At 48.2% G+C, this 18,043-nt stretch carries 19 protein-coding genes; 9 read left to right on the top strand and 10 right to left on the bottom strand.

From position 1 onward, the window contains the following. Positions 1 to 377: 377 nt before the first annotated feature. From GC130_RS25045 to GC130_RS25035, 3 genes are all read left to right on the top strand, one after another. Positions 378 to 800 carry a DUF5004 domain-containing protein gene (locus GC130_RS25045; RefSeq protein WP_152001117.1) on the top strand — a complete coding sequence of 141 codons (423 nt, stop codon included), beginning with the start codon at positions 378 to 380 and terminating at the stop codon, positions 798 to 800. A 151-nt stretch (positions 801 to 951) separates the two neighbouring features. Beyond that, positions 952 to 1,377 carry a DoxX family protein gene (locus GC130_RS25040; RefSeq protein WP_152001116.1) on the top strand — a complete coding sequence of 142 codons (426 nt, stop codon included), beginning with the start codon at positions 952 to 954 and terminating at the stop codon, positions 1,375 to 1,377. Between the two features lie 442 nt (positions 1,378 to 1,819). After that, entirely contained in the window at positions 1,820 to 2,599 is a 780-nt protein-coding gene (locus GC130_RS25035) for a phytanoyl-CoA dioxygenase (RefSeq protein WP_152001115.1), read from the top strand. 189 nt (positions 2,600 to 2,788) lie between these two features. On the opposite strand, the gene GC130_RS25030 is transcribed toward GC130_RS25035, so the two are convergent. Further along, positions 2,789 to 4,078, bottom strand: coding sequence for an alpha/beta hydrolase-fold protein (locus GC130_RS25030; RefSeq protein ID WP_152001114.1), 1,290 nt, complete (start codon positions 4,076 to 4,078; stop codon positions 2,789 to 2,791). A 339-nt stretch (positions 4,079 to 4,417) separates the two neighbouring features. On the opposite strand from GC130_RS25030, the gene GC130_RS25025 reads away from it, so the two are divergent. Next, on the top strand, positions 4,418 to 4,966 hold the full coding sequence (locus tag GC130_RS25025) for a helix-turn-helix domain-containing protein (protein WP_193218002.1): 549 nt from the start codon (positions 4,418 to 4,420) through the stop codon (positions 4,964 to 4,966). Between the two features lie 88 nt (positions 4,967 to 5,054). Here GC130_RS25025 and GC130_RS25020 read toward each other — a convergent pair whose 3' ends face one another. The 5 genes from GC130_RS25020 to GC130_RS24995 form a co-directional block, all read right to left on the bottom strand. Continuing rightward, the gene (locus tag GC130_RS25020) at positions 5,055 to 5,693 is read right to left on the bottom strand and encodes a dihydrofolate reductase family protein (RefSeq protein ID WP_152001112.1); all 639 of its coding nucleotides are present in this window, start codon (positions 5,691 to 5,693) and stop codon (positions 5,055 to 5,057) included. A gap of 385 nt (positions 5,694 to 6,078) precedes the next feature. Next, positions 6,079 to 6,948, bottom strand: coding sequence for an alpha/beta hydrolase (locus GC130_RS25010; protein ID WP_193218001.1), 870 nt, complete (start codon positions 6,946 to 6,948; stop codon positions 6,079 to 6,081). Positions 6,949 to 7,859: 911 nt separating this feature from the next. Further along, positions 7,860 to 8,198, bottom strand: coding sequence for a hypothetical protein (locus tag GC130_RS25005; protein WP_152001109.1), 339 nt, complete (start codon positions 8,196 to 8,198; stop codon positions 7,860 to 7,862). Between the two features lie 233 nt (positions 8,199 to 8,431). Next, the gene (locus GC130_RS25000) at positions 8,432 to 9,334 is read right to left on the bottom strand and encodes a hypothetical protein (RefSeq protein ID WP_152001108.1); all 903 of its coding nucleotides are present in this window, start codon (positions 9,332 to 9,334) and stop codon (positions 8,432 to 8,434) included. 34 nt (positions 9,335 to 9,368) lie between these two features. Next, positions 9,369 to 9,989, bottom strand: a complete 621-nt coding sequence (locus GC130_RS24995) for a hypothetical protein (RefSeq protein WP_152001107.1) — start codon at positions 9,987 to 9,989, stop codon at positions 9,369 to 9,371. A gap of 676 nt (positions 9,990 to 10,665) precedes the next feature. Between GC130_RS24995 and GC130_RS24990 the strand changes: the two genes are divergently transcribed. The 5 genes from GC130_RS24990 (at position 10,666) to GC130_RS24975 (ending at position 14,324) form a co-directional block, all read left to right on the top strand. Further along, positions 10,666 to 11,439 (top strand): DUF6261 family protein, encoded by a 774-nt coding sequence (locus tag GC130_RS24990; protein ID WP_152001106.1) that lies wholly within the window; start codon positions 10,666 to 10,668, stop codon positions 11,437 to 11,439. Between the two features lie 327 nt (positions 11,440 to 11,766). Further along, entirely contained in the window at positions 11,767 to 11,910 is a 144-nt protein-coding gene (locus GC130_RS28730) for a hypothetical protein (protein ID WP_193218000.1), read from the top strand. 311 nt (positions 11,911 to 12,221) lie between these two features. Beyond that, complete coding sequence (locus tag GC130_RS24985; protein WP_152001105.1) at positions 12,222 to 12,914, top strand: DUF6261 family protein; 693 nt, start codon at positions 12,222 to 12,224, stop codon at positions 12,912 to 12,914. An 80-nt stretch (positions 12,915 to 12,994) separates the two neighbouring features. Continuing rightward, positions 12,995 to 13,678 (top strand): matrixin family metalloprotease, encoded by a 684-nt coding sequence (locus tag GC130_RS24980; RefSeq protein WP_152001104.1) that lies wholly within the window; start codon positions 12,995 to 12,997, stop codon positions 13,676 to 13,678. 157 nt (positions 13,679 to 13,835) lie between these two features. Continuing rightward, positions 13,836 to 14,324: a TlpA disulfide reductase family protein gene (locus GC130_RS24975; RefSeq protein WP_152001103.1), complete on the top strand. Its 489-nt coding sequence runs from the start codon at positions 13,836 to 13,838 to the stop codon at positions 14,322 to 14,324. 218 nt (positions 14,325 to 14,542) lie between these two features. On the opposite strand, the gene GC130_RS24970 is transcribed toward GC130_RS24975, so the two are convergent. From GC130_RS24970 to GC130_RS24955, 4 genes are all read right to left on the bottom strand, one after another. Continuing rightward, complete coding sequence (locus tag GC130_RS24970) at positions 14,543 to 15,658, bottom strand: hypothetical protein (RefSeq protein ID WP_152001102.1); 1,116 nt, start codon at positions 15,656 to 15,658, stop codon at positions 14,543 to 14,545. 187 nt (positions 15,659 to 15,845) lie between these two features. Next, positions 15,846 to 16,817: an alpha/beta hydrolase gene (locus tag GC130_RS24965; protein WP_193217999.1), complete on the bottom strand. Its 972-nt coding sequence runs from the start codon at positions 16,815 to 16,817 to the stop codon at positions 15,846 to 15,848. Between the two features lie 103 nt (positions 16,818 to 16,920). Next, the gene (locus tag GC130_RS24960) at positions 16,921 to 17,502 is read right to left on the bottom strand and encodes a hypothetical protein (RefSeq protein ID WP_152001100.1); all 582 of its coding nucleotides are present in this window, start codon (positions 17,500 to 17,502) and stop codon (positions 16,921 to 16,923) included. Positions 17,503 to 17,508: 6 nt separating this feature from the next. Next, positions 17,509 to 18,003, bottom strand: a complete 495-nt coding sequence (locus tag GC130_RS24955) for an RNA polymerase sigma factor (protein ID WP_152001099.1) — start codon at positions 18,001 to 18,003, stop codon at positions 17,509 to 17,511. Positions 18,004 to 18,043 lie beyond the last annotated feature (40 nt).

The raw sequence follows: 18,043 nt of genomic DNA, 5'->3' as shown, positions 1-18,043 counted from the left end.
AATAACCAAAAACATGACTTCGACCAGAGGGTATCGTAAATTACCCCGATAAGTAGTTCTGCAATCTTTCATTTGACTAAAGATATTGCAAAAAAGATTGTCTTTTACCTGTTCAAAACCTTTTGAAGCCGGAAAAACTATTTCGCTCTAATGGATAAAAAAAAGATAAAAAAATTTACAATTATCTCATTTTCAGTATATTGAACTATGAAAGAGGAGCACAACACCAAACACAACAGCTCCCTTTTTTTATACTAAACACACACCATATGAGACTTTGATAAGCCTCCTTGAGGCTTTGACCATTCTGTGCCCCGGGCCCCGAAAAATTCTTTTACCATTAGTCTCGTAATAATCAGTTTGAATGCGATTGCCCTGTGAGAACAGCACTTTTTACGCTGGCTGCGGCAGCCACCCTATTTTTTACCGGATGCAAAGACGATGATGGCGACGCCAGCAGCCCGCTGGTGGGCACGTGGACGCTCGTGAAAACCGACATATCGGGCTGCACCAATGGCGGTAACGGTACCAGCACCTTCACCTGCGACGATGCCAACTGCCTCACCATTACCATGAAAGCCGACAACTCGTACCAGATGAAAACACTCGTCAATGGCGGTGTGACCAATGACAAAGGCACCTACCTGCTGATGGGCGACAATCTGGAGGTGTGCCGCAGCAATGGCACGGTGTGCAGCAATGGCGACTTCGCATTGAACACCGTCACGAAGAGCTTCACTCTTACCGAAATAGATGGGGCTACAGGGTGCACCAAGGTGACTACGTACAAGAAAATATGATTTCTTTAAGCATAAAAAAGGAAAGAGCCACCTACTCAGGTGGCTCTTTTTTGACCCAATCAAAGAATATCACTCAACTTTTTGTTCCCCAACCTATGGGCTTTTGGTGCTCGCTTCTACCTTTATGTCTCCATAACCAACACACCGCACCATGAACAAAAGCCTCATCAAACTCTTTCTTCGCCTGGCACTTGCAGCCGGGTTTTTGTCTGCCGTGGCCGACCGCTTCGGTCTCTGGAGCCCCGACGTCTCCGCCTGGGGAAACTGGGACAGCTTCGTGGCCTATACTGCGGTCATCAATCCCTGGGCTCCTGCTTCCGTTGTTCCTGCGCTTGCGGGCATTGCCACTGCGGCCGAGGTAGTCTTTGCTCTCTTTCTTTTGATTGGCTTCAAAACTGAGCTGTTCGCCAAACTAAGCGGCTACCTCCTGCTTGCGTTTGGCCTGTCGATGGCGCTTTCTACCGGCATCAAAGGCCCGCTTGACTACTCGGTGTTTAGCGCTGCCGCAGCAGGGTTTGCCCTGAGCACAATGAAGGAGAAGTACTGGGAGGTGGATAGCTTGGTTACTAAAAACTGAAGCGGCTTTTTCCTTACATGACCATCGTTTGCAACGAGGGTCTGCGAGATGAGCGATTGCATCGCTCGCCAGTGCCGGTGGAACCCGACGCCGGAACCCGCCGTCGGAACCCGCCGTCAGAACGGCATCCCCAGGGTAATGGCAGTCAGCCGTTTTGAAAACACAGCCAGATCGAGGGAATTCCTCCGTTGGTGCTGACTTGCAGCCCACACCTTTCACCTTTTTTAGATTCGGTAGTTAATGGATAATTTTTAATTTTACAGCATGAGAATGACTGTAATGCTATAATATCCTTTTCGAGCTTAGTTCTTAAGCCATGCGCTATATCCTATACGTGGCGTTCAATTTCTATTGTTCAATAATTCTATTAATAATCTCAACTAAATCAATTGGTCAACAGCAACTTGTTGCACCATGTAATGATTTACAAATCAGAAAAATCATGTCAGAAATACTAAGCAGAAAGGAAATAGAGCAGTTTGTTCTTAGTGGTTTTGTGCGCATTGACAACGCATTTTCTCAGGAGACGGCAGAGGCAGCTGTAGACATTCTCTGGAACGACCTTCCTTGTGACAGGTCAAATCCTTCCACCTGGGCGGAGCCTGTTATTCGTTTGGGGATGTACACGCAAGCACCTTTTATCGACTCAATAAACACACCGAAGTTGTATGCTGTTTTTAATCAATTGATTGGCAAAGACAAATGGATTCCTTGTCAAAGTGTGGGGACATTCCCTGTCAGGTTTCCGTCTGTTCAGCAGCCGAATGACACAGGAAAACACGTAGATGCAAGCTTTCCTGGCAATGACCCGGGCAATTTTCTTGAATGGCGTGTTAATATAAAATCGAAAGGGCGAGCCTTGTTGATGTTGATTTTGTATTCCGATGTCAGCAAAAACGATGCACCCACCGTCATCTATAAAGGGTCTCACATTGACGTTGTAAGCCTATTGTCAAAAGAAGGTGATCAAGGTCTTTCATTTATGGCGCTAGCCAACAAGCTGGAAGGGTTGCCCAAAAGGGGAGAAGTTTACGCTACTGGCAAAGCGGGCACGGTTTACCTTTGTCACCCTTTCCTGATTCATTCCGCACAACCGCACAGAGGGATCGCCCCTAAGTTTATGGCGCAACCACCTTTGTTGTTAAGGGGCGAATTGTCCATTTCGGATGCTGACGTTGGCTATACACCCGTTGAACAGGCTATTCGGTTAGCGTTGGAATAGCCGGAAAGAGTGTACTATTGACGAGGGGTTGTTCTTAGCAGCCCGGCTAGTTCAACCCTTCAACTCATACCGTTCGCCAACGGTACCCGTGCCTATTTTCCCGGCCCGCTTGTAAGCAGCGATGATCACCAAACGCAGGCTGGGAACTCATAAAACTGTCAGACAACGGCCCTTCCAGGCACTCCTTCTTTATCGCTGGTTTTTCTTGTCTCTGGTTTTCTCTTTCAATTGATCGAGCTGGGTTTGATACTCGTCTGATTCTTCCATTTCCGATGCTGACGATATTTGAAGCGCCTTGCCCAATGCTGAAATGGCTTTGTCAAGCTGATTATTTGCCTCGTATGCCTTTGCCAGTTCACTTAAAGCCTCTGCAGATTTTGGTCGATACTCCACCCATCGCTCATTAACTTCTATCGACTCCAGGACTCTCCCATCACGAAGTAACTTTGGCCCTACTCTGCTTAAGCTGTTCCCGCTGTTCCATCTCTCTGCCCTGGGCAATATATCAAACCCATATTCCGCCGAAAGACTCTGAAAGTAGTGATCTATGTTGGTCATTGCATTTCCCGGCACTTCGATCATCTCAAGATACTTTGCGAACCATTTGCTCTTAGGATATATCATCCCTAATGCTTCCTCCAAAGCAGGCAACGCTACATCGTAATGCCCCTCATTTTTAAATGCTTTTGATACAAATTGAAAATCAGCAGTGCGGTAAGGAGACAGTCGCTTTTCCAATTCTTCTAAATTAGCTTTGATCATCGGCGAATTGCCGTTGCCATCTGAATCGGCAGATGTTACATACAGGTAGCCCTTCCTGTTTGGCGCATTTTTAAAGTCATTTACAATGACGTCGATAAGGCTTTCGCCATCATTATATCCCATACCCAGTACATCGCCAGCGGCAATGGCAATGTGAGCATCAAACAAACCTGGTTCTTTGGCAAAAGTGTGCAAAGCATACATAGACGTCGCAGACAGCCCCATGATCAGGTTGAAATCGTTTGCCCTGAAGTTGCTTTTCAAATAAGGCAAAAGCTCTTGCCTTAAGTAGGCAGTAAACGAATCCGGGTTTTCCCCAAAAGGAAGTTGCTTCCAATCCTTTGGCCAAAAATCGCTGCCGTTGGTATAGAACTTGGGTATGTGCGGGCCATCTACGAGGCTCACTACTATCGTTTCAGGCATTCTTTCCACAGCGCTTAAATGCTTCACCACTCCCGAAACCATCAGGAAAAACTCATCTTCAAGGAGCAGAAGCACGGGATAGGTGTGCTGTGCCGATACCTCATAAAAGCTCTCTGGGAGAAAAATATTGACCTTTCTATCCTCATTCAGAATCTTTGAATGCAACACATACTGCTGTGCATAAGTCAGCGGAGTAGACTCTTTTGCAGCTAATGCATTGTTGTTTGGTTGTGCGTGAGCAACACCGTAATAATTAAGCAGTGCTACCAGGCAAAAAGTACATTTCAATTTCATTGTAGGTTACATTAATGAGCGCCAACGAGCGGCCCGCATGTGAGCCTGCGTAAGTTCAAAAAAGTAAAACAGCTTATCTTCATTGACTAAAAATACACAAAGTGGCCGGGACTGCAACCACCCTATACACGTCATATTGAATCCAGATGTGAAATAACTGCTCTTTGAGGGAGCTTAGCTTTTCAGCAGCCCGACCTGAATGCCTGAAGCCATAACGAAAGCGCTTGATATGCAGATTAGCCTAAAATGAGGTATATTATCACAATTGTCGTGTGAATGACGGGTAATTGTAGTGGCACTGTTGCCCTAAAACCCCACAAATTTGAAATAAAAAAACTCATGAGAACCGGACAATTAATAAAAGAACTAAGGCTGAAAAAGGGCATTACCCAGGAAGACCTGGCTTCATTGACTGACATCAGCGTCAGGACAATACAGCGCATCGAAAGCGGTGAAGTTGACCCACGTGCATACACGCTCCAATCAATTGCAGGAGCTTTGGGGGTGGAATATGAAACGCTGGCGATGAATGAACCTTCCTTTGGCGAAGCGACTAAAGAGGACACCAGCAAATGGCTGCCACTTATACATTTGAGTGGTTTATTGATACTGATTGCCCCGCCCATTGTGCTTTGGATTCTGAAGCGGGATGAAGTAAAGGACATTAGAAAACATGCAGTTGATGTTATCAATTACCAGCTCAGCATTTCTCTATATGCCATTCCTTTGGTTCTTTTTGGAATTTACCCCATTCTGATAGCTTTGTTTATCTACAGCCAGGTCGTAATTATACTGAATACAATAAAGGTAACGGCTCATCAACCTTATAAATATCGCCTGAATATTAAATTTCTAAAGCCCTATCAGGAGGAGCTATCCCTGTCGTGACTTTCCAATGGCTAAGAACTGCAAGCCGTTTTTAATAGACGTCCTTGCGGTTCTTAGCCCCTTTTTCCTGAAGCCCGTACCTCTAAGCTTACCCTTCAGTTGGATCCTTCAACTCATACCGTTCCCCAACGGTACCCGTGCCTATTTTCCCGGCCCGCTTGTAAGCAGCGATGATCACCCCGGTGGGTGTGACAATACTTTCTGTCAGCGTAAATGCCGCAGGCATCGATCCATTGTCAAACAATTTTTTCCCTTTGCCAAGAAGCAGTGGATGGATTTTGAGCCGGAGTTCGTCGACCAGGTCGTGCGCCAGCAGCAGCTGTACCAGCTCACTGCTGCCCCACACGTGGATATCACGGCCGTCGCCCTCTTTTATCTTTTTGATGTCGGCCACGCTTTTTACCACCGCTGAGTTTTTCCACCCGGCCACCATGGGGTCCGACTGGTTGAGGCGCTTCGAAAGCACATACTTCATGCCCTCGTTAATGCCCGGCCAAAAGTCGCCATGGTGAGGCCAGTAGGCTGCCCAAATCTCGTAGGTTTTTCGGCCCAGCAGGTAGTCGGCGGGTTGCAGCTCCTTTTTCACGACCTCGTCATAAACCTCGTCGTCGTAGGGTGCCACCCAGCCACCATGTTTGAAACCGCCCGATGGGTCTTCCCCAGGTGCCCCGGGCCCCTGCATCACCCCATCCAATGTGATCATTGACAAAACGACTATTTTTCTCATGCTGTTTGAGTTTGTTGATAGAACAAATATCCGTAGGAAACGGATCATTCCGGCGGTGCAAACACGACAATGGCAGGGGCTAAATGCGGAAAGGGGGCTGTTCGGTAACGTAGCCACGCAGCAGCCATTTGGATGCAAAGCCTGAGCACAGCCACCCTATCCACCACAACGTCATCCCGATTGCGAGGAACGAGCGAGGGATCCCCCGGGTAATGGCAGTAGGCATTATGAGCTCGGCTGTAGGTCATGGGGACTTCGTTCCGGCGTCGGGTTCCACGTCGGCTCCCTCCTTCGCTAGAATCGAAGTGACGGCGTGTTATCGGGGCTTTTGCTGTCAGGCGGCATGCGTGAAGCTAGGCCTGAGCACATACTGTTTCCCCTCAACTCACCGCACCACAAACCCATGCTTCTCCAAAAACTGGTCGGTTCGCTCCATAATTTCCTCGTCGAATAGCGTCGAATACTTTTCATTGCCCTCACCCAGGTAATGCTTTCTGCCCTCGTAGGTCACCACCTCAAATTCGTTGCCCTGCGCTTCCGTCTCCCGCTTAAACATATTGACCGTCCAGAAGTCGACCGTGGTATCGTCGAGCCCGTGGAACTCGATGGCGGGAGGCATGCCAGGCCTGATGTTGTGCCGGGGCGAAATGGCCCAGATCATGTGGCGCTTTTCGCCCAGCATAAGGTCGCACCAGGCTTCCATGGTGTTCACCGTGGACGAATAGAGCAGCATGAGGGTAGGCCGGGGACTAATGGCCAGGTTATCGCTGGCCTCGTTGATGGTGTCAGCCAGGGCAGTCATGAGGGTGAGCTGCCCACCCACCGATTGCCCGCCCACGGCGATCATATCGGGGTTGATGTTGAGCCGTTTGGCATTTTCCCTCACCCACCGCACCGCCGACCGGGCATCTTTGACGCACTCCACCGGGGTAATATTTGGATTTGGCCAACTTTCGTCGGCATTGATCGACAGCCGGTACTCAAAAGAGAAAGTCACAAAGCCTTTTTCGGCATACCTGCGGCAAGCCCCGTGAAATTCCTTCGGATGACCAAAGGCCCAGCCTCCTCCGTGGAAAAAAATGATGGCCTGCCGGGGAGACGAACTTGCCCCGTCCGGAGTAAATATGTCCACAGTAAGCGCCGTGGCATCAATGCGCTTAAATACCTCCTGCTTTTCTGTTACGCCTGCTGGCTGGGAATAGCCGGTGCAGTGCAGGCACAGCAACAGGAAGAGAATGTTCAGTTTTCGGCTCATGATCATTGGGGGTTAGGTTACACCATGCCTGGTTGGCTTGCTGTGAATTTACAATTTGTTAGGGTGAAAGTCGACATGGAGTTGGATCGACGGGCGGTAGTGGCTGGAGAAGTGCTACCCTCTCCATAACAACGTCATATCGAATCCCGAAGGGTGAGATATCCCCGTGATGATGGCTGTGAGCATTATAAGCTCAGCTGTAGGTCATGGAGATCCCGTTCCACGTCGGCTCCGTTTCACTACGAATGACGGCATGTTATCGGGGCTTTGGCGGTAAGGCGGCATGGTTGTGGTAGGCCTGAGCACCGTTAATGATACGAGACACAGTCTCGCACCAGCATTCAGTGCTATTGGCGGGCCTGGTTGCTCGGACTAGCGGGGAGTCACCCTGAGCTTGTCGAAGGGACGAGCGAGCCGACTTGGAACGGCATCCCCGTGATGGTGGCAGGAGGTGTGACAAGCTCGGCTGTAGGTCATGGAGATCCCGTTCCACGTCGGCTCCGTTTCACTGCGAAATGACGGTATGTTATCGGGGCTTTGGCGGTAAGCCGGCATAGTTGAGGCACGGCATGAGCACATCCGCCCTCTCCACACCAACGTCATATCGAATCCCGAAGGGTGAAATATCCCCCAGGTGATGGCTGTGAGCATCATAAGCTCAGCTGTAGGTCATGGAGATCCCGTTCCACGTCGGCTCCGTTTCACTACGAAATGACGGCGTGTTATCGGGGCTTTGGCGGGAAGGTGGCATGGTTGCGCTAGGCCTGAACACCGTTAATGGTACGAGACACAGTCTCGCACCAGCATTCAGTGCTATTGGCAGGCGTGGCTGCTCGGACTAGCGGGGGACATTGATATTCACAAATGTTGGTCTGCTCGCAGAAGAACAGCGGACAGAGCATTTGAGATAATTACTCAATACGTTCAACGAAAACTCCAATCTGACAATTAAAATCTGTCGGCTCGGTTGGGGAATAAATATTGATTCCGCCTCCACCAGACATATCGTATAAAGTGGGTTCTAATTTAAAGTTTATGTTGACGACCTTACATTTTTGTCCTTCTAATTCCAAGATGTCACCTATCTCTATAAACTGTGATTTTTTGTCGTATGGGTCTCGCTTAATCTTTAAACCTTCCAACACTTGCCGGTTGTAAGCATACATAATCTCTCGTCCTTGATGTCCATCTTTGGATTCGTAATTAAAGAGTATCCTGGCGTAAAGTTGTTCGTAATCTTTTGTGTCCATTTGTTGAAATTTAATTACCCGTTTATATCATCTGTTAATAGTAGTCCAAGTTTTCGAGGCCGCATGGCACCCAAGGCTGCGGTAAAAATAAGTGTGGTAATTTTATGCAACTCCCTTTAAACTAGCACTTAGCCACTCAACTGATAAAATTATACTTTGTGGCAGACAATCCAAGCGAGCGAGCGCCTCCTTGCATGATAGTATCCATGTTGGCAGTATTTTTCTGCCAGTCCCTAAAGCTTGTCGCAAACTTTGACTAAGTTATAGAAAGCCTCTGTCGCTTTATTGAAGTAAGTCGTAACGATTTCCATACTTGGTTCATATGCATCACCTACTGTCAAATCTGTGTTCTTTGTAAGTCGTAAATATTGCTCGTCGACTTTACCACCTTTATGGACAATCAAATTCCTAGTAAGTTCAAGCTGACGCAATTCAAGAGCTTTCAAATTATCGATGCCATTCAATTTCTTAAATGTCTTTGTATACGCTTCGTATATGTCATTACAACTTGTGAAGCGAAATTTCTCTTGTAGTATTGTCCCGAGGTGATTTTTGATATTGAAATCAAACTGACTTAGTAACCCTATTTGGATAGACTTCCCTTCAACTCCCTCAATAGTTTTGCCTTTTCCAGAGAAAATCGATTCATTTCCTGAAATGTTATTTGGATGTGCATTCGCCATAGCAATCCATAAATCCTTGCAGCTACTTTCAAAAGAAGTCCAGGTATTTGTCAAAACATTTAACAGAAGTGCTTTATGTGCCTCGGCTACTAGTTTGCTTTCTTGTATAAGTTCGTTGAGATATCTAGTTGCCTCAGTAACCTCATCCATTGCATAAGATTTACCAAGAGTAGCCTCCCGAAAGTCTTTGGTAAATTCATCTATTATCTCTCGGTTAATTTGATCGTCTAGTTTTTGGGCTAATCCTTGTTTATGTATCTCTGAGATCATAATTGATGCATACTTTGTGCCTCTAAAACCTTCAGCCAATAGTAAGGTGGGTAACGCCAATAAGCTTATCGTACGACTGCTGCTCTCAGAGAAATTCTTCATTGCATTGATTGTGAATTCACGAGTTAAGATGCTACAAAACTCGTCCTCCTTTATCAAGCGAAAGTCAGCTTCAGTTTTCATTTAGGATTCCTTTTGAAAGTGATTCTTTGTCAGGTCAATAGCTATCCTTTGTGTTTGGATGCCTCTCCTTACATTTTAATGAGATACTCACCACAGGTGACTTCATCTGCTCCAGTTGGTCAGTTACTTTAGGAGCATTGGTGTCATATGGTGTTTTACGAGGAATATCAAAAGAAATGTCGGCAAATGAATAAGTGTCCTTCATCGAGCCTTGTGAAGTGCTCCAGTCCCCTTTTATCGATTCATTGTCCAGAATAATGTATCTAAACTCTGTAACTCCTAAGACAATATTTTTGGACTCCTGATAGTAAACTGCCTTTGCCTTTTCACCAATTGTAATCATAAATATTATTTCATCCTCATCATAATAAAACGTCAGATTCAATTTCTCGTAATACAAAGAGTTAGTACCCCAACCTCGTTGAGACAGAGGATAGTAGTTCCGCCCATAGGATTCCACTACGTCCTTCTTTTTTGATGTGCAGACTTCTATCGAAACCGAATCAGCCAGTCGCTCAAGTCTATTGAAATGGATGCCATAGTCTACCTCTTGTGAGTATGAAACCACGCAAAAAGAAATGGTAAGAATGAACGAAAGGAAATACTTCATTACTACGATGATTACCGCCAACATCCGAATATGAACGAAATCCATACTCCCATTATGTCTCTCATCAGGAGACATATAAAAATGACTCAATCCCCTCAATAAAACTAATTCTATTACCTCCAAACTTAGAATATACCAAAAAATAGGTACGAGATGGCCCAACTTACCTCGAACGACCTGTCTTAAAACCCCCTCAACCCTAATCCCCTCACTATCAACCCCCTGCACACTTGCGGCAGCTTTGCTCAAGTTGAGCAAAGCCAAAACAAGTCTGCAGCAGCCTTGCTCAACCTGAGCAAAGCCAAAACAATACTGCGGCAAGCTTGCTCAGGCTGAGCAAACGCAAAACAATGCTGCGGCAAGCTTGCTCAAGCTGAGCAAATGCAAAACAACATTGCTGCGGCCTTGCTCAAGCTGAGCAGACCCATCGCAACATTGCGGCTGGCATTCTCCTATTTCTATGAAGGCCCTGCTGATCGTGGGGCCTGTCAATTTTTCTCTAATGACCCCTCGCACTAGTGCATGGCCCTATGCCTACCATTTTATGAAATGCTCATCGTTGATTTATTCCGTTATTATTAACATATGTTCATAAAAACGGATGATTCATGTATTTTCAATAAATTACATATTGATACAATGAAATTTTTTACTATAATGTTATTGAAAACCCCTCCTGCGGAGGGTCATAAGTATTATTCACTTAAACTTTTTAAATCTTATGATTGAAAAAATCCACATTGCTGCGCTGCGCAACAGCGAGTTCTCTCAGTTCATCAACGATGTGCTGAGCATTGTAGGCAAACATACCCCAGCGGCCCTGCAGGTAGAAAAACAGGCCAACCAGCTGCGCCGGGTGATCAAAGAAGCCGATGCGCTCTTCAAAGTGAAAACGGGCTTTAAGGGCACCGAAAAGCTGGCCGAGCTCGACCAGCGCCGTGACAAAACCATTTCGGGCCTCACGCAAATTGCCAACGGCATGACCAACCACCCCAAAAAGGCCATGGCCCAGCATGCGGAAACTCTCTACAAGCACCTTAAGCGCTACGGCGGCGGAGCGGTGGCCAGGGAGAACTATGCCGCCGAAACGGCCATTATCAAAAGCATATTAAAAGACTGGGCCGCCCAGGCCGACCTGAAGGCTGCCATCAAGGCCCTGGGTCTAGAGGAATGGCAAATGGCCCTGGAAAGCGAGAACAATGCCTTCAATGAGCAGTACCTGCTGCGCAACACCGAAATGAGCGATGCCTCGCCCGACACCCTGCGCACCAAGCGCCTGGAGGCAGCGGAGGCCTACATCAATCTGCAAAAACACATCAACGCTCGTTTCATCCTCGAGGACGGCGCCGAGCCCTTCGGCAAAGCTGTGAAGGAGGTCAATGCGCTGATTGGTCAGTACACCAACCTGCTGGCCAGCCGCAAGGGCCGCAGCGATGCCGGTGAGGAAGAGGAGGAAGAAGCGGACGTGGCACAGGAGACAACTGCTGCGGAATGATATTTTCCAATGCTCATAGAAAAGAGGCGCTCGGTAGGGTGCCTTTTTTTTGTTGGGGGGGTGGGGCAAAGCTGGAGTGCAACCGCCCTTTCCATAAGAACGTCATATCGATGGCGACGAAGGAGCGAGCCGACGTGGAACCCGACGCCGGAACGACATCCCCCGGGTAATGGCAGTAACCCGTCTTGAAAACTCTGCCATCCTCAGGGGGCTCTCTCACTTCGCTACGCTACGTTTCGAGATGACGGCGTGTTATGGAGGCTTTGGTGGTAAGGCAAAATACTTGAGGCGAAGCATGAGCACAGCCACCCTCTCCACACTAACGTCATGCCGATTGCGACGAAGGAGCGAGGCATCCCCATGGGAATGGCAGTAAGCCGTTCCGAAACCACTGCAAGGTTTGGGGGACTTCTCCGTTCCGCTATCGCTACGCTGCGAAGTGACGGCGTGTTATGGGGGCTTTGGTGGTAAGGCGGCATGGGTAAAGCTCTGCATTAGCACAGCCACCCTTTCCACGCCAACGTCATGTCGATGGTGACGAAGTAGGGAGCCGACGTGGAACCCGACGCCGGAACGGGATCCCCGTGATGATGGCAGTAACCCGTTCCGAAAACAGTACAAGGTGTGGGAGGCTTCTCCGTTCCGCTATCGCTACACTGCGAGTGACGGCGTGTTATGGAGGCTTTGGTGGTCGGATGAGTTTTACCCTATCGTTGCCCCCCTTTCAGCAAAATAAAAACACATTGTGTATATTTATCGATCAGCTATTGTTTCGACTACTTATGATTGACAAAGTTCACATCAACTCACTGCCCAACAGCGATTTTTCAAAGTTCATGAACGAAGCGCTGGGCATCGTTGCCAAAAATGATCCGGCAGCCCTGAAGGTGCAGAAGCAGGAAGAAAAACTCCGAAAAATAGTTACCCAGGCCGACTCGATGTTCAAAATAAAGGAGGAACTCAAAGACACTGAAAACCTCGCCCTCCTCGACCTGCGCCGTGACCGGGCCATTACCGGCATCATTATGTATGTTAATGCACTTACCAATCATTTTGATGAGGGCACCGTTCGCAGCGCCGAAAAGCTCAGTCATCATTTGCAAGATTGTGGTGGAGAGGCCATTGCCAGGGAGAACTACGCCAGCGAAACGGCTTCTATCAGAAAAATATTGAAAGAATGGGAAACAAAGCCCGTGCTGAAAGCGGCCGTGGCAGCGCTGAAGCTGGAAGGTTGGGCAAAAGCCCTGGAAGCGGATAACAATGCCTTCGATGAGCAGTACCAGGCCCGCAGTGGCGAAATGAGTGCAGCATCGCCTGACGCTATTCGCACCAAGCGGCTGGAAGCGATAACGGCCTACTACGAGTTGTGCGAGCACATTGCGGCCTACCACGTGGTGAAAAAGGGAATGGAGCCTTTCAGCAAAACTGTAAAGGCATTGAATGTGCTTATTAGGCAGTATAACAACCTGTCTTAGGGCTGAAAAGACCTGCCATTCAGACATATTTCAACGAATCGGCCACAGACTCGTTAAACGTAAAAGGTTTTGCGCCTGCTATGAAAAGAATCCATCTTCTGACGTGCTTCCTCCTACTTTTTGGCGTTTCGTGCAACAATGAAGATGAAGAAAAGTCATACAGGTCGTGTAATGGGCTTCTTTCCAACTGTGCAGGAAGCGGTGAAGGGGCGTTTTGCACATTCGGGTTCAAATGGGGCAGCAGCAACCCCTTTTCGACTGCCGGGTTGGAAGTGAACGGCCCAAGCGAGGCTGGTGGCGAGATAACGTATCGCTTCTATGAAAAAGGTGAGGTTTTCAATACCCATGCTCAGGTAGATCTGCTTAGTGCTTCATTCGATCAGATAACCATTTGTGATCCCAAAGATCAAATTCGACAGGTGCTCCTGGCCTGGGAGTCGGAAGCCAATCTATCATTCAGGGAAGTATCGGGCTCCACAAGTGGTGATCTCAGGTTTATAGTAGCTCATATCCAGCAGGGCGGCGTGGGCTACCCAGCTTTTACAGATGATTTGTGCGGCACCCTTGCTGGCCAGGTGGTAATAGGCCTGCCAACCCGCAACACTTGCGAGGGCTTTCGCAACTTGGTGCTCCATGAGATTGGCCATACGCTAGGGCTGGGGCATGTGAGTACGGACAATGTAATGAATCCAGGCATTCAGGACATTACTGAGTTAATGCCCGGCGATATTGAAGGGATTCAGTCTATTTATGGCACCAGGTAAGTGAGCGTGCTGCGCACTTCTAACTCTCCGTCTCATGCTTGCACTCGTCACTAACCAAAGCTGTTGCTCAATTCTTACGCCCAGCCCAACCTCACTAGGTAAAACAGGCAACCTTTACCATCTTTGTCCGTCTATTTTTCCAACTAAACTGTAAACAATGAGGAATGTACTGGCAATAGCCCTCCTATTTTTAGCCGGCCACCTACAGGCGCAAACCAAGCCCAAAGTGGGTGACCTGGCTCCTGGCTTTCAGCAGGTAGCCGCCGATGGCAGCATGCTTGAGCTCTCAGGCATCAAAAGCGACCTGATTCTGCTCGACTTCTGGGCAGGCTGGTGCAAACCCTGCCTGCACACCATAGAAACCATCCTGAATCCGCTTTACGGCAAGTACAGCCGTGAGCAGCTGCAAATTGTGGGCGTGAGCTACGACAAGTCGGCCGACAAATGGCAAAAATCCATGGCAAAGTTCAACGTGCCCTGGCTGCATGTGTACGACGCCGACGACTACGACCTTTACAAAAAATATGCGATTGAGGTGTTGCCCACCTACTACCTCGTCGACAGCAAGGGGAAAATTGTGGCGGCCAATGTGGCGTCGGCTGACCTGGCCAAAACGGTAGACGATTATTTTGCGAAGAAGAAATGAGTCTCATGGTTCAAGCGCCCCAGGGCAAACGCATTTGATCCGCAACCCTCCAGGGGTTTATCGTTTCCACGTCAGCAAGCTACCATTTATCCAGAGAGGGGTTAGCCAGAAGCAAACCCTTGGAGGGTTTTACCATAAGCCTTTACTAAATGCGTGTGCATTGCAGTCGTTCGCCAGATCTTTGAAATTTCAATTGGCTAATAAAGGCATATACCCAACTATTTGACAGCAACCTCCTCCTGTTCAACGATTAATTCTTTGTACCATTTGCCCCACTTCTCATTCTTAACAACCAGCGTGAAATAGCCGTAGGGAAAGTCAATGCACTTAAAGCCTTTACAATATTTGGCATTGATTCTTAATTCATGGGTTCCGTTTGAAAGGTGAAGTTCCTTAAAAGGAAGGGAGTAGCTCACCTCATATGTTGTGCCTGCGTACACCGGCTCAATGTATTCCTTCACAAAAAACACATCTCCAGCATCGTCGCCAAAAATCTGGTTTTGGTCCCTGAGCCTTTCGTATTTCCCGTTTTTCTTTCGTTCTACCCAAATCAAGAGGTCGCCGCCGTATAAGCCTTCGGCCTGAAATGAAAAATCTATACTCGAGCCCTTTCCGATATTGCCTACGTGAGAACCCTCACGGTTAGGCTCAAAAACATTCACGATCTCACTTTGAATGGTCAATTCGGGAGTGCCTGTAGACTCGCTTTTCTCAGGCGTTGTATTTTCTTTGGTTCTTGCTTCCAGCCAGCCCCGGGAAACCGCCTCCAGTCTATCAGCTCTTGGTGGGTACTTCTCGCTGATATAATTCCGTGCGAATGCTTCCATCGCCTCCTCTGCTTCCTGACCGGACGCCCCCATTTTATACAAAACAGCGCCCGAGAATTTGTCGGCTTCCAGCTCAATGGCATGGTAGCTTCCGGTCCCCAATAGCGTATGTCCGTTAAGGTGATGCCCCATTTCGTGGGCAACAGCCATCACTTTTGACCAGTCGGTTTTGTTGGTTGAATGAATATTGCGGAGCCAGCTTTGGTTGTAAAAAATGTAGCGATCGGAGCCTGCCAGCACAGCTTCGGCACGGCCAACGTCGGCTGCTTTGCTGGTAAAGTTTGGTGTGAGTGCCGTTTGGGTAATTATCCACTCCAACGCTTTTTCCGATTCCTCGGCATTGTCAAACACCTTGATCTCCTCTCTGTTGGAAGAGCCGGTATTGAAGCGTGTGTCGATGGTAATTTTCTTTTGTGCCAGCAAATTACCCGCAAACAAAAGGGAAAAGAGGGCTACAATAGCAAATGTCCAGCGATAGGTGGTTGGTTGGTTGAGTCGCCTGATCATAAGGCCTTAATATAATAGCTAAGGTACAGGTAAAACTCATCGGTAAGGCTCTTGTCACTTCTACACAGAGCGAAGCTACGAGATTTTTGATTGTATTAAAAGCACGGCAGCCGGAGGTTCCCGGAGTGAGCCAGACGTTCAAGGGGCTGGAAGAGGCTTTTCACCAGTCGGGCTAGTCTTATCTCACTCAGAACACCTTTCTCAAAAAACCATCGACGTACTGCACGGTTGGTTCGAACCACTGTGTGAACAGGCAGAAAGAATGCGGCGAGTTGTCGAAGGTGTGCACCTCGGTGTAGATATCAAAAGGCTTCAATGCTGCGATGTAATCTTCCCGGCCGGCATGCATTCGTTCCACTGCGCTGTTGATAAACAATGTTGGGGGTGTGGTTTCCCCGGCATAAGTCAGGGCCGAGCCCTGCTTCCAAAGCCCAGGGTTTTCGTTCTTTACAAAGCCAAACCAGTAGGTAGCCGCCGAAGTAGACCGGCTGTCGTCGCCCTCCCCTGACTCGGGATGAATAAAGGCCAGGATGCCGTCGATGTCGACGATGGCTTGCACGGCGCTGGAATGATTGGCGTTGCCGCCGTTTCCTTCAAACTCAGGTTTTCCGTTGGTGTTGCCCAGCAGTGCCGAAAGCTGGCCACCTGCTGAGAATCCCAGACTGGCGATACGGGTAGTATCGACGCCAAACTGGTCAGCATGGGCCCTGATCCAGCGAATTGCCGCTTTTAAGTCATACACCGCAGCAGGGTAAAGTGCCTCCGTCGAAAGCCTGTACTCGGCTGTGAAGGTAACGTACCCCAGCTCGGCCAGCCGCTGCGCCAACGGAATGTGCTGCGACCAGTTGCCAGTTCGCCAGCCCCCACCATGAATAACGAGAACGGCCGGACGAGGCTTTTTCGACGATTTCTTTGGATAAAACGCATCCAGCAGCAGGTCACGCTTGCCAGTGCTGCCATAGGGTATGTTTCTCTGTTCGCCGATCTTTTTCGAAGCAAGCTCCTTCACCAGCACCACATCCGGATGTGTTTGCCGGGTGCTTTGCAGCGCATTGTAGTTGCTGTAGGAGGTGTCTCTCAGATTGGTGATGCCTTTGAGCGACTGGGCATTGGCGGTGACGGTAAACAGCAACAGGCTAAATAACAAACAGGTTTTCATGGGTAGAGGTTTTAATAATGGTAGTTCCCCTGATTTGAGCAGCAAAGCCTCCCTGTCAAAAAAAGCCTGCTTGGGGTGGCTATTCTCAACATGTATCATTCACTCAATCCTCCATTGCCTGTATCAATTCCTCTACTCTCTCCAGCTTTGATACGTACTCGCTGCGAACGAATCTTTGGAACAGGATATTCGCAATGGTGAGGGCAAAAGCAAGTGCTAAAATCTGCAGTCCCAGTTGCAGCACGCTGGTGAAAGAGGTTGCCAGAATCACCGCAATCAACAGTGCGTAAATGGGCAGAAGCCAATATTGCATTTGTTTGAGCAGTTTGATCTCAGCCTGCAAATAGCCTCGCATATTGTCCAGATAATCGAGGTATGTCTCAGCAAAAGCTCGCAGATGCGGTTTCTTCCCCCTGGCCTGCCGAACCGCAACGTAAATCATACATAGGCCATAGAGAGAGAGTGCTATTTTGGTCAGCACATGAGGAATGGTAAAGGCCATCATTGCAAGGACAGGGATGAGGCCTAATGTTACAATTTGCGTTAACCTGCGCCTGGATCTTGAGAGGTTTGAGAGCCTTGCTGTGTTCAATTCAATGTCATTGATGAGTCTCGACTGCTTCAACCGAACCACCATCTCCCCCGGGCTGGATTGCCATATTTTCTGAAGTTCATCTTCTTTCATTATGTCTCATTTTAAACAGTTGAACAGTCTTGTTTTGATCCGCATAACCTTTACGGCAACGTTGTTTTCCGACAGACCAGTGATGTCGGAGATGTCCTTGTAGGGTAATTCTTCCAAATAAAGCATGATGATGGCTTTGTCAGCGTCATTCAGCTTGTCGATACAGCTGCGAAGACCGTCGAGCCTGGGATGCGGCTCAGGCACCCTATCTCCTCCTCCAATATTTCCTATAGCTTCACTATCCATGTGAATAAACCGGCTTCTGTGCTTTGTGGCCCTCGATTGAAGCCCAAGACAAACATTCAAAGTGATTCGGTACATCCAGGTGCCTATGGACGACTTACCCTGAAAAGAAGGCATCGACTGCCAGATGGTGACTAATACTTCCTGAAATAGATCCTTTCTGTCCTCAGCGTCTTTGGCATAAACCGAGCAAATTCTTATCAACCGCTGCTGGTTTTGTTCCAATGCACCAAGAAAAGTTTCTTCCAGTTTGCTCATTCTTTTTGTTTGCCTCTTTCTGTTTAGTTAAGACTGCTTT

The sequence above is a fragment of the Imperialibacter sp. EC-SDR9 genome (genome assembly GCF_902498805.1).
In the GTDB taxonomy this organism is placed as follows: Bacteria; Bacteroidota; Bacteroidia; order Cytophagales; family Cyclobacteriaceae; genus Imperialibacter.
The sequence above is the reverse complement of the archived record's forward strand: the minus strand, read 5'-3'. Positions and strand labels throughout refer to the sequence as shown.

Coding starts and splice junctions, on each gene's coding strand:
- GC130_RS24980 (WP_152001104.1), top strand. CDS start 12,995: ATGAAAAGAATCCATCTTCTGACGTGCTTCCTCCTACTTTTTGGCGTT.
- GC130_RS25005 (WP_152001109.1), bottom strand. CDS start 8,198: ATGGACACAAAAGATTACGAACAACTTTACGCCAGGATACTCTTTAAT.
- GC130_RS24960 (WP_152001100.1), bottom strand. CDS start 17,502: ATGAAAGAAGATGAACTTCAGAAAATATGGCAATCCAGCCCGGGGGAG.
- GC130_RS24965 (WP_193217999.1), bottom strand. CDS start 16,817: ATGAAAACCTGTTTGTTATTTAGCCTGTTGCTGTTTACCGTCACCGCC.
- GC130_RS24970 (WP_152001102.1), bottom strand. CDS start 15,658: ATGATCAGGCGACTCAACCAACCAACCACCTATCGCTGGACATTTGCT.
- GC130_RS24995 (WP_152001107.1), bottom strand. CDS start 9,989: ATGGATTTCGTTCATATTCGGATGTTGGCGGTAATCATCGTAGTAATG.
- GC130_RS25035 (WP_152001115.1), top strand. CDS start 1,820: ATGTCAGAAATACTAAGCAGAAAGGAAATAGAGCAGTTTGTTCTTAGT.
- GC130_RS24975 (WP_152001103.1), top strand. CDS start 13,836: ATGAGGAATGTACTGGCAATAGCCCTCCTATTTTTAGCCGGCCACCTA.
- GC130_RS24990 (WP_152001106.1), top strand. CDS start 10,666: ATGATTGAAAAAATCCACATTGCTGCGCTGCGCAACAGCGAGTTCTCT.
- GC130_RS28730 (WP_193218000.1), top strand. CDS start 11,767: ATGCCGATTGCGACGAAGGAGCGAGGCATCCCCATGGGAATGGCAGTA.
- GC130_RS25025 (WP_193218002.1), top strand. CDS start 4,418: ATGAGAACCGGACAATTAATAAAAGAACTAAGGCTGAAAAAGGGCATT.
- GC130_RS24985 (WP_152001105.1), top strand. CDS start 12,222: ATGATTGACAAAGTTCACATCAACTCACTGCCCAACAGCGATTTTTCA.
- GC130_RS25010 (WP_193218001.1), bottom strand. CDS start 6,948: ATGAGCCGAAAACTGAACATTCTCTTCCTGTTGCTGTGCCTGCACTGC.
- GC130_RS25030 (WP_152001114.1), bottom strand. CDS start 4,078: ATGAAATTGAAATGTACTTTTTGCCTGGTAGCACTGCTTAATTATTAC.
- GC130_RS25040 (WP_152001116.1), top strand. CDS start 952: ATGAACAAAAGCCTCATCAAACTCTTTCTTCGCCTGGCACTTGCAGCC.
- GC130_RS25000 (WP_152001108.1), bottom strand. CDS start 9,334: ATGAAAACTGAAGCTGACTTTCGCTTGATAAAGGAGGACGAGTTTTGT.
- GC130_RS25020 (WP_152001112.1), bottom strand. CDS start 5,693: ATGAGAAAAATAGTCGTTTTGTCAATGATCACATTGGATGGGGTGATG.
- GC130_RS24955 (WP_152001099.1), bottom strand. CDS start 18,003: ATGAGCAAACTGGAAGAAACTTTTCTTGGTGCATTGGAACAAAACCAG.